At 52.6% G+C, this 8,540-nt stretch carries 9 protein-coding genes; all 9 read left to right on the forward strand.

Features of this window, described 5'->3' with window-relative positions:
- On the forward strand, positions 1-193 hold a 193-nt coding region (locus ACFFK0_RS27950; protein WP_377474206.1), incomplete at its 5' end, for a hypothetical protein.
- Between the two features lie 56 nt (positions 194-249).
- Complete coding sequence (locus tag ACFFK0_RS27955) at positions 250-903, forward strand: RsfA family transcriptional regulator (protein ID WP_377474208.1); 654 nt, start codon at positions 250-252, stop codon at positions 901-903.
- A gap of 127 nt (positions 904-1,030) precedes the next feature.
- Positions 1,031-1,984: a ketopantoate reductase family protein gene (locus ACFFK0_RS27960; RefSeq protein ID WP_377474210.1), complete on the forward strand. Its 954-nt coding sequence runs from the start codon at positions 1,031-1,033 to the stop codon at positions 1,982-1,984.
- Positions 1,985-1,990: 6 nt separating this feature from the next.
- Entirely contained in the window at positions 1,991-2,389 is a 399-nt protein-coding gene (locus ACFFK0_RS27965; RefSeq protein ID WP_377474212.1) for a DUF3397 domain-containing protein, read from the forward strand.
- Positions 2,390-2,782: 393 nt separating this feature from the next.
- A complete protein-coding gene (locus ACFFK0_RS27970) occupies positions 2,783-4,474 on the forward strand; it encodes a peptide ABC transporter substrate-binding protein (RefSeq protein WP_377474214.1) in 1,692 nt (563 codons plus the stop codon).
- A gap of 110 nt (positions 4,475-4,584) precedes the next feature.
- Entirely contained in the window at positions 4,585-5,517 is a 933-nt protein-coding gene (locus ACFFK0_RS27975) for an ABC transporter permease (protein ID WP_377474216.1), read from the forward strand.
- Between the two features lies 1 nt (position 5,518).
- Positions 5,519-6,439, forward strand: coding sequence for an ABC transporter permease (locus ACFFK0_RS27980; protein ID WP_377474218.1), 921 nt, complete (start codon positions 5,519-5,521; stop codon positions 6,437-6,439).
- A gap of 13 nt (positions 6,440-6,452) precedes the next feature.
- Positions 6,453-7,481 carry an ABC transporter ATP-binding protein gene (locus ACFFK0_RS27985; protein WP_377474220.1) on the forward strand — a complete coding sequence of 343 codons (1,029 nt, stop codon included), beginning with the start codon at positions 6,453-6,455 and terminating at the stop codon, positions 7,479-7,481.
- The gene (locus ACFFK0_RS27990) at positions 7,478-8,431 is read left to right on the forward strand and encodes an ABC transporter ATP-binding protein (RefSeq protein WP_377474222.1); all 954 of its coding nucleotides are present in this window, start codon (positions 7,478-7,480) and stop codon (positions 8,429-8,431) included. The genes ACFFK0_RS27985 and ACFFK0_RS27990 overlap by 4 nt, the downstream gene beginning before the upstream one ends.
- Positions 8,432-8,540 lie beyond the last annotated feature (109 nt).

The raw sequence follows: 8,540 nt of genomic DNA on the forward strand, positions 1-8,540 counted from the left end.
CAATGCCCCTTTTCTGGGGAGGGGGGAGTTATCCCCATGTGGATATTGGTTTCAAAATTTCACTGGTCCCACTCCCACTTATTCACAGTTGTTGATCCGCTCCTGGATGATCGCCACCGCATTCTTATGCGCTTTCGAAATTCAGGATGAAATAGATTCTATGAACTCTTCTATGGGCATAGAGTTGAAATAAGCATATGTATACAGAGAAACCATCGGACTTTGTGGAAAATGTAGGGAGGACACGATATGTCTGCAATCAGACAAGACGCTTGGAGCGAGGAAGACGATTTGATTTTGGCAGAGGTAACACTGCGTCATATTCGCGAAGGAAGCACTCAGTTGTCCGCTTTCGAGGAAGTCGGAGAGCGAATTGGCCGTACGGCTGCGGCATGCGGCTTCCGCTGGAACAGCTTCGTTCGTAAAAAATACGAGGCTGCGATTCAAATTGCCAAGGCACAGCGTCAAAAACGGAATCATATGAAGAAGCAGGGGGTCGTCGCATCCATTTCGGGCAGCTCGTCGATTGCCGTGCTAGAACCCGACACGCTGGCGCCGAAGGCGGATTCGTTCAGCGAAGAAGCGCTGTCCATCGACGCGGTAATCCGGTTCCTGCGCGGCTGGAAAACCACCTACCAGGACATGACGAGACAGATCAAGCTTCTGGAGCGCGAGCTTCAGGACACGCAAGAGAAGCTGGAGCAAGTGCGCCGCGAGAACGATAAGCTCAGCAAGCAAGTCAGTGAAGCGGAAACCGATTACCGGGTAGTCAATGACGATTACAAAGCGCTGATTCAAATTATGGATCGCGCCCGGAAACTCGCTTTCTTGACAGAAGAAGAAGAAGAGATCAAGTCCCGCTTTAAGATGGATGCGAACGGCAATCTGGAGCGCATCGATTAAGCAGCTGAATATAAACGACGATCAAGCGAATTCCGCCGTCAGCCGATGCGCGGAATCTCGCTTTTTTTGTTTTGCCCGGTAATTTGCTATATTGGAATGGAACACCGCTATGAAGGGGAACGATAGCATGCATATAGCGATCATCGGAGCGGGATCGGTCGGGCTTCTGCTTGCCGGCAAGCTTGCGGCATCCGGCGCGGCGCGAATCACGGTCGTTACGAGGGCGAAGGAGCAGGCGGATGCACTGAACGAGAAGGGGATTACGGTTACAAGCGGCCGCGCAAGTGCGCGAGGTAACGTAACGGCGATACCATTCGCCGTATGGTCGTCGTCGCAAGCTTTGGAGCTGCCCTACGATTGGGTATTTCTGACCGTCAAGCAGCAGGCGATTGACAGCTTGATGCTGAACGCCTTAGGTGCGATGAACCGGCCTGTGAATGGGTTAGTATGCTGGCAGAACGGGGTGGGGCATATCGAACGGATCGCCGATGTGTTTCCGCTTGACCGCATATATATTGCAGTTACTACGGAAGGAGCCAGGCGGCTCGCTCTCTCGGAAGTTGCTCATACCGGTACGGGACATACGGAGCTTGGCGCCGCTGCAGGCCAGGTCTTGGACAATGCGTCGCAACCGATGCAAAAAATACTTGAAGGTTTATTGAATCAGGCAGGATTTCAGGCAAGTGTGTCGAAACATATCGTTAGTTCCATATGGTACAAATTGTTAGTGAATGCCGTCGTTAATCCGCTCACCGCACTCGTACGTAAGCCGAACGGCGAGCTGCTCGCATCGGATGAAACGGCAACGTTAATCCGGTCGCTGGCGAAGGAAGGTCTGTCGGTTGCTTTGGCTGAAGGGGCCGAGCTGGACGAAGACAGTGTGCTGAGACGTATACAGGACGTATGCCGGCGTACGGCGGACAATCGCTCGTCGATGCTGCAGGACGTTGACGCCGGACGGCGTACGGAGAACGAATGGGTTAGCGGCGCGGTCGCAAGACTGGCCGCAAAGCATGGCTTAAGCGTGCCGGCAACGGAAACGATTTATCGAATCATTCGCGAATGGGAGAGGGGAAGGTGAGCGGATATGAACTGGTTGATTGCGCAGATCAAATCACTGTATGAACTGCTGGCCGTCATTCCGTTTATCGGTTTCGCCCTCGGCTGGGGAATCGGGTACGCATGGTTCCGCGACAAGAAGAAGTCGATCCGTCTCGCGATGGACGTCACAACGCTCCTTCTTATCGGAGCGGTAGCAAAGCTGTGGAATTTGCTCTTCGGCTCGAATTTCGGCTTCTGGCTGATCGTCTTGGTGCTGCTTATTGCTGTTGGACTGCTCGGCGGCTATCAGAATCGCGTTAAGGGAGCCATTGATTTTACGAAGATCGCCCGCATTATTTGGCGTGTCGGCTTCGTTTGTCTCTCGCTGCTCTACGTACTATTCTTAATTGTGAATTTAGGCGTATATGTAATATATACAGTTTGATTTGAAGCTCGTTTTGCAGAGTTCGACTGTCTCGAAAAGGCAACGCTTACATGATGGTTGTGCGACCTTGCGTTTTGAAGAAACACAGTGTGGGAGGGCGTTTACAAAGTCAAAATATTTCATGTGGATTTTATTGACCAGTGGTTGTATAATGAGAAATTGCAGCGGTTTCTTTTTTTCGACAGTCAGGTATGTGTCAGAATATATTGCCATTCGATGTTAGGTGTTCCATTAAAACATCACACAATGCTAACATATATGTTGACGGATTGAAAATGCTGTGCCAAAATGTTCAACATCCAGTTCAATTGACCATGGGTTATCGATGTGAGGTTAAGGTTATTGCCTAGCATCTTGCCAAATATGTAAACGATTCTTTTAAGGAGGACTCGTATGAAAGCTAAAAGGTGGTTCACAACCGCAGCTTCCCTCGTCCTTGCCGGCAGCTTGATCGCCGGATGTACGACAACGGGCGGCAAGACTGAAACAAGCACGTCGGGGAATGAACAAGGGTCGGCGACAACGCAAGGAAACAAAAAAGCAGCGGTTGTCAACACGTACATTAACGGTGAGATTCCGACGATTGACCCAAACATTGCGAAGGACAGCTACTCCAGCTGGGTTATCGACCATACGTTCGAAGGCTTGTTCGTCAACGACAAGGACGGCGTCAAGCCGGGACAAGCGAAAGAAGTGCAAGTGAGCGAAGACGGTCTGACGTATACGTTTACGCTGAAGGACGGACTGAAGTGGTCGAACGGCGATCCGGTCACGGCGGCCGACTTCGAATTTTCCTGGAAGCGAGTTCTTGATCCGGCTACGGCTGCCGAGTACGCGTACCAGATCGCCGATTATGTGAAAGGCGCTAAAGAGTACAACTCCGCCGATCCGAAGAAGCTGAGCGCCGACGAAATCAAGAAGCTGCGCGACGCCGTAGGCGTACAAGCGAAGGACGATAAGACGCTGGTCGTCACGCTGAAGGCTCCTACGCCTTACTTCAAGCAGCTTACTGCGTTCTACACGTACTATCCGGTACCGAAGAAGGTTGTTGAAGCGAACCCGAATTGGGCGGCCGATGCATCCACTTATGTAGGCAACGGTCCGTTCAAGCTTCAGGAATGGCAGAAGGACAAAGTTATCACGGTAGTGAAGAATGATAATTACTACAACAAGTCGACGATCACGACGGACAAAATCGTGTGGAACAACATCACGGACGACAACACGGCATGGCAAATGTTCCAGAACGGCGAGCTGAACTACATCAAGTCTGTTCCGCCTGCCGGTATCGACGCAGCGAAAGCTAGCGGAGAGCTGAAAATTTCGCCGCAGCTGGCTACGTACTTCTACCGCTTCAACACAACGAAGCCTCCGTTCAATAACGTGAAGATTCGTAAAGCTCTGGCGATGGCGATTGACCGTCAAGCGATCATCGATACGATTACAAAGGGCGGACAGAAGCCTGCCTTCGCTATCGTAGGCCCCGGTATCGCTGCTCAAGACGGCAAGAACAAGGAGTTCCGCGACGAAACTCCCGCTTATTTCAAGGAAGACATTGCAGAAGCGCAAAAGCTGTTAAAAGAAGGTTTGGCTGAACTCGGCATGACTTCAATGCCGAAAGTAACGATCACGTTCAACACGAACGCCGGCCACCAGAAGATCGCGCAAGCGATCCAAGAAATGTGGAAGAAGAACCTGGGCTTCGAATCGACAATCGAGAACGTTGAGTCCAAGGTATGGCTGGCTCGCCAATCCGCGCTTGACTTCCAAATTATGCGCGCCGGCTGGGTAGGCGACTACCTTGACCCAATGACCTATATCGATATGTGGGTAACCGGCGGCACGAACAACAACACCGGTTATTCGAACCCTGAGTACGACAAGCTGGTTGCTGCTTCGAAAGTGGAAAAGGACATGGCGAAGCGCGATCAAATCTTGCACGACGCTGAGAAGATTTTGATAAACGATATGCCGTTTATGCCGATTTACTTCTACACGAACGCCGATGCATCGAAGAAAGAGCTGGAAGGTATTTACGTTCCGGCGAACCGTTACCCGCAATTCCGTTATGTCACTGTGAAGTAAGCTTGAAGCTGTTATAGCAAGATTGAAAATCGAGGTATGCCCCATATTGGCGGTGGCATACCTCGCTTATTGAAACAACCTGGTTCCGAAAAGAAGAAAGGAGCATACGCATGCTTCGATTTATTATAAAGCGGGGTATTCTGGCGCTGGTGACCATATGGATAATCGTCACCATCACGTTCATCATTATGCACGCCGTACCCGGCGGGCCATTCACGCAGGAAAGACCGGTTCCTCCGGCTGTGCTTGCCAACTTGAACCGTGCCTACCATCTGGATGAGCCCCTGCTTATGCAATATGCCCGTTATTTGGGCAGCTTGCTCCAAGGCGATCTTGGCCCTTCGATGGTATCGGCGACGCGTGATGTCAACCAGATGCTCGCCGACACACTGCCTGTATCGATTCAGCTTGGTTTGCAAGCTCTTATTGTAGCTCTTATATTTGGCCTTAGTTTCGGTATGATTTCAGCATTTTTCCATAATAAGCTGCCGGACCGCATTGTATCGGTCGTTGCCGTGATCGGCGCCGCCGTGCCGAGCTTCGTGATGGCGCCGCTGCTCATCCAAGTGTTTGCGATGGAGCTGAAGTGGTTCCCTGTCGCCAGGTGGGAGACGATGAAGCATACGGTGCTGCCGACGGTTGCCTTAAGCTTCCTGCCGCTTGCGCAAATTACGCGGATGATGCGTTCCAGTATGCTGGAAGTGCTGCAGCAGGATTATATCAAGACAGCCAAATCCAAAGGTCTTGCTCAAGCGCGCGTGATTATGAAGCATACGCTCCGCAATTCGATCATGCCCGTCATCACACTGGTCGGGCCGATTGCCGCGGGATTGCTTACGGGTACGTTTGCGGTCGAGAAAATTTTCTCCGTCCCCGGTGCAGGGAAGCTGTTCGTACAGAGCATCGAAAACCGCGACTATCCGCTTATTCTCGGCACAACGATTATTTACGGCAGTGCGCTCGTTGTGATCAATTTGCTTACCGATATTTTGTATACGATCGTTGATCCGCGCGTGAAGCTGCCTGGAAAGGGAGGCCGCTAAAATGTCAACAAACATTAGCCGTGATATGTTCCAGCCGGCCGAAAAGTCAGGCTCTGCTCAGCAGATCAACAAGCAAAGCTTGTCCTACTGGCAAGATATATGGCGCAGGCTCAAGAAAAATAAGCTCGCTATCGCTTCGATCTACTTAATCGTGCTGCTTATCATAATGGCGATAATCGGACCGTTCCTGCTGCCATATTCGTATTCAGAGCAATCCTTCAAAGACGTCAATTTGTCCATGTCGGCTGCGCACTGGTTCGGTACCGACGATTTGGGACGGGATTTGTTCGTGCGCGTTTGGTACGGTGCCCGCTATACGTTGCTTATCGGGTTTACCGCGGCGTTCATTGACTTGGTTATCGGGGTTATTTACGGCAGTATCGCAGGGCTTGCAGGCGGACGTACCGATACGATCATGATGCGGATCGTCGAAATCTTTTATTCGATTCCGTACCTTCTCGTCGTCATTATGCTGATGGTGCTAATGGGGCCGGGCTTGAAATCGATTATTATCGCTCTTGGGGCATTCGGCTGGATGGGGATGGCGCGTCTTGTGCGCGGTCAAATTCTTTTGCTGAAGGAGCAGGAGTTCGTGCTCGCCGCAACAACGCTTGGCGCAAGCAAGACGCGTCTTATTTTCAAGCATCTGATTCCGAACGCGTTGAGCGTCATTATCGTTAACATTACGTTTACGATTCCTCATGCGATTTTTGCGGAGGCTTTCCTCAGCTTCCTCGGTCTCGGCATTCCGGTTCCGAAGGCCAGCCTCGGTACGCTGACCAGCGATGCGGTCGGCGCATTGATTCAAGGGCACGCTTATCAGCTGTTCTTCCCGGCTGCGTTGATTTCGATTGCGATGCTCGCATTCAACTTGCTTGGTGACGGCTTGCGCGACGCTCTGGATCCGAAGATGCGGAAGTAAGGAGGGGATAATTATGAAAGATAACGTCATTCTGGATATAAAGGACCTCGTCGTTTCCTTCCATACGTATGCGGGTGAAGTGCAGGCGATTCGCGGCGTCACCTTCAAGCTGAAGAAGGGGGAAGCGCTGGCGATCGTCGGTGAATCGGGGTCCGGCAAGTCGGTTACGGCGCAGACGGTTATGAGGCTCATTCCGGCCGGTATCGGCAAAGTGAAGAACGGTACGGTGATGTTCGAAGGGACGAAAGACATCGTGAAGCTGTCGGACAAAGAGATGGAGCAAATCCGCGGCTCGGAGATGGGCATGATTTTCCAGGATCCGATGACGTCGCTTAATCCGACAATGACCATCGGCGATCAAATCACCGAAGGCCTGATCAAGCACCAGCGGCTGTCCAAGCAGGCGGCGAACGAGCGCGCCATAGAAATTTTGGGGTTGGTCGGCATTCCGAATCCGAAGGCTCGGATGAAGCAGTACCCGCATCATTTCTCCGGCGGCATGCGCCAGCGGGTTATGATCGCCATTGCGCTGGCTTGCAATCCGAAGCTGCTGATCGCCGACGAACCGACAACGGCGCTTGATGTCACGATTCAGGCCCAAATTCTGGATTTGCTTAAGGATTTGCAGAAGAAGCTGGACACGTCGATCATTATGATTACGCACGATCTTGGCGTCGTTGCCGAAATCGCGCAGAAGGTTGTGGTCATGTACGCCGGCAAGGTCGTCGAACACGGCACGGTGGAGGACGTATTTTATAATCCTCGCCATCCTTATACGTGGGGGTTGCTGCGCTCGATGCCGCGCATCGACTCGGATTCGAGCGAGCCGCTCGTTCCGATCGAAGGCTCGCCGCCAAGCATGATCAATCCGCCGAAGGGCTGCGCCTTCGCTGCGCGCTGCCCGTATGCGATGAAGGTGTGCCTGGAGCACGATCCGGCTCATACGGTCATTAGCGGCGAGCATACTGCGGCCTGCTGGCTGACCGATCCGAACGCTCCGAAGGTAGAGCGTCCGGTAGAAGTGGGGGGACGCGTAGGATGACAGACCATATATTGGAAGTCCGGAATTTGAAGAAGCATTTCCATCTGGGCGGCAATACGATTCTGAAAGCCGTAGACGACGTGTCGTTCTCGATTAAGCGCGGCGAGACGTTCGGTCTTGTCGGCGAGTCGGGCTGCGGCAAGTCGACGACGGGGCGTACGATTATCCGGCTGTACGACGCTACGGACGGGGAAGTGCTGTTTAACGGCAAGAACGTTCATAAGCTAAAGGGCAAGGCGGACAAAGACTTCCGCAAGCAGATGCAGATGGTGTTCCAGGATCCGTACGCATCGCTGAATCCCCGGATGTCGGTAGGCGATATTATTGCCGAGGGACTGGACATTCACAACATCGGTTCGGCGAAGGAAAGAAAAGAGCGCGTGCACGATTTGCTGCAGACGGTAGGTTTGAATCCCGAGCATGCGACGCGCTATCCGCATGAGTTTTCCGGCGGACAGAGACAGCGGATCGGCATTGCCCGCGCGCTGGCGATCGAGCCCGAGTTCATCATCGCCGACGAGCCGATCTCGGCGCTCGACGTGTCGATTCAAGCTCAGGTCGTCAACCTGTTCGAGAAGCTACAGGAAGAGCGCAATCTGACGTATTTGTTCATCGCTCACGATCTGGCGATGGTCAAGCACATCTCTTCCCGCATCGGCGTCATGTACCTCGGTAAGATGGTGGAGACGGCCGGCTCGAACGAGCTGCACAAAAATCCGCTTCATCCGTACTCGCAGGCGCTGCTGTCGGCCATTCCGATTCCGGATCCCGAGCAAGCGAGAAAGCGCGAGCGCATCATTCTGCAGGGAGACGTGCCGAGTCCGATTGCGCCGCCGAGCGGCTGCCCGTTCCGCACGCGCTGCCCGAAGGCGATGCCGGAATGTGCGGCTGCGATGCCGCCGCTGAAGGAAGTTGAAAAAGATCATTTTGTCGCTTGTCATTTGTATTAAAATGCTTGCCGATAAGGGGTTGGATGATGCCGGAGAAGGCTCATGCGACCACTGGCATTGCATAAAAGTTATCACGAAAAACCCACATTAAATATTTACTAATAATGTA

The sequence above is a fragment of the Paenibacillus chartarius genome (assembly GCF_042432825.1).
In the GTDB taxonomy this organism is placed as follows: Bacteria; Bacillota; Bacilli; order Paenibacillales; family NBRC-103111; genus Gordoniibacillus; species Gordoniibacillus chartarius.

Excerpts from the sequence above, each read along its gene's own strand:
- ACFFK0_RS27955 (WP_377474208.1), top strand. The coding sequence starts at position 250 with ATGTCTGCAATCAGACAAGACGCTTGGAGCGAGGAAGACGATTTGATT.
- ACFFK0_RS27960 (WP_377474210.1), top strand. The coding sequence starts at position 1,031 with ATGCATATAGCGATCATCGGAGCGGGATCGGTCGGGCTTCTGCTTGCC.
- ACFFK0_RS27965 (WP_377474212.1), top strand. The coding sequence starts at position 1,991 with ATGAACTGGTTGATTGCGCAGATCAAATCACTGTATGAACTGCTGGCC.
- ACFFK0_RS27970 (WP_377474214.1), top strand. The coding sequence starts at position 2,783 with ATGAAAGCTAAAAGGTGGTTCACAACCGCAGCTTCCCTCGTCCTTGCC.
- ACFFK0_RS27975 (WP_377474216.1), top strand. The coding sequence starts at position 4,585 with ATGCTTCGATTTATTATAAAGCGGGGTATTCTGGCGCTGGTGACCATA.
- ACFFK0_RS27980 (WP_377474218.1), top strand. The coding sequence starts at position 5,519 with ATGTCAACAAACATTAGCCGTGATATGTTCCAGCCGGCCGAAAAGTCA.
- ACFFK0_RS27985 (WP_377474220.1), top strand. The coding sequence starts at position 6,453 with ATGAAAGATAACGTCATTCTGGATATAAAGGACCTCGTCGTTTCCTTC.
- ACFFK0_RS27990 (WP_377474222.1), top strand. The coding sequence starts at position 7,478 with ATGACAGACCATATATTGGAAGTCCGGAATTTGAAGAAGCATTTCCAT.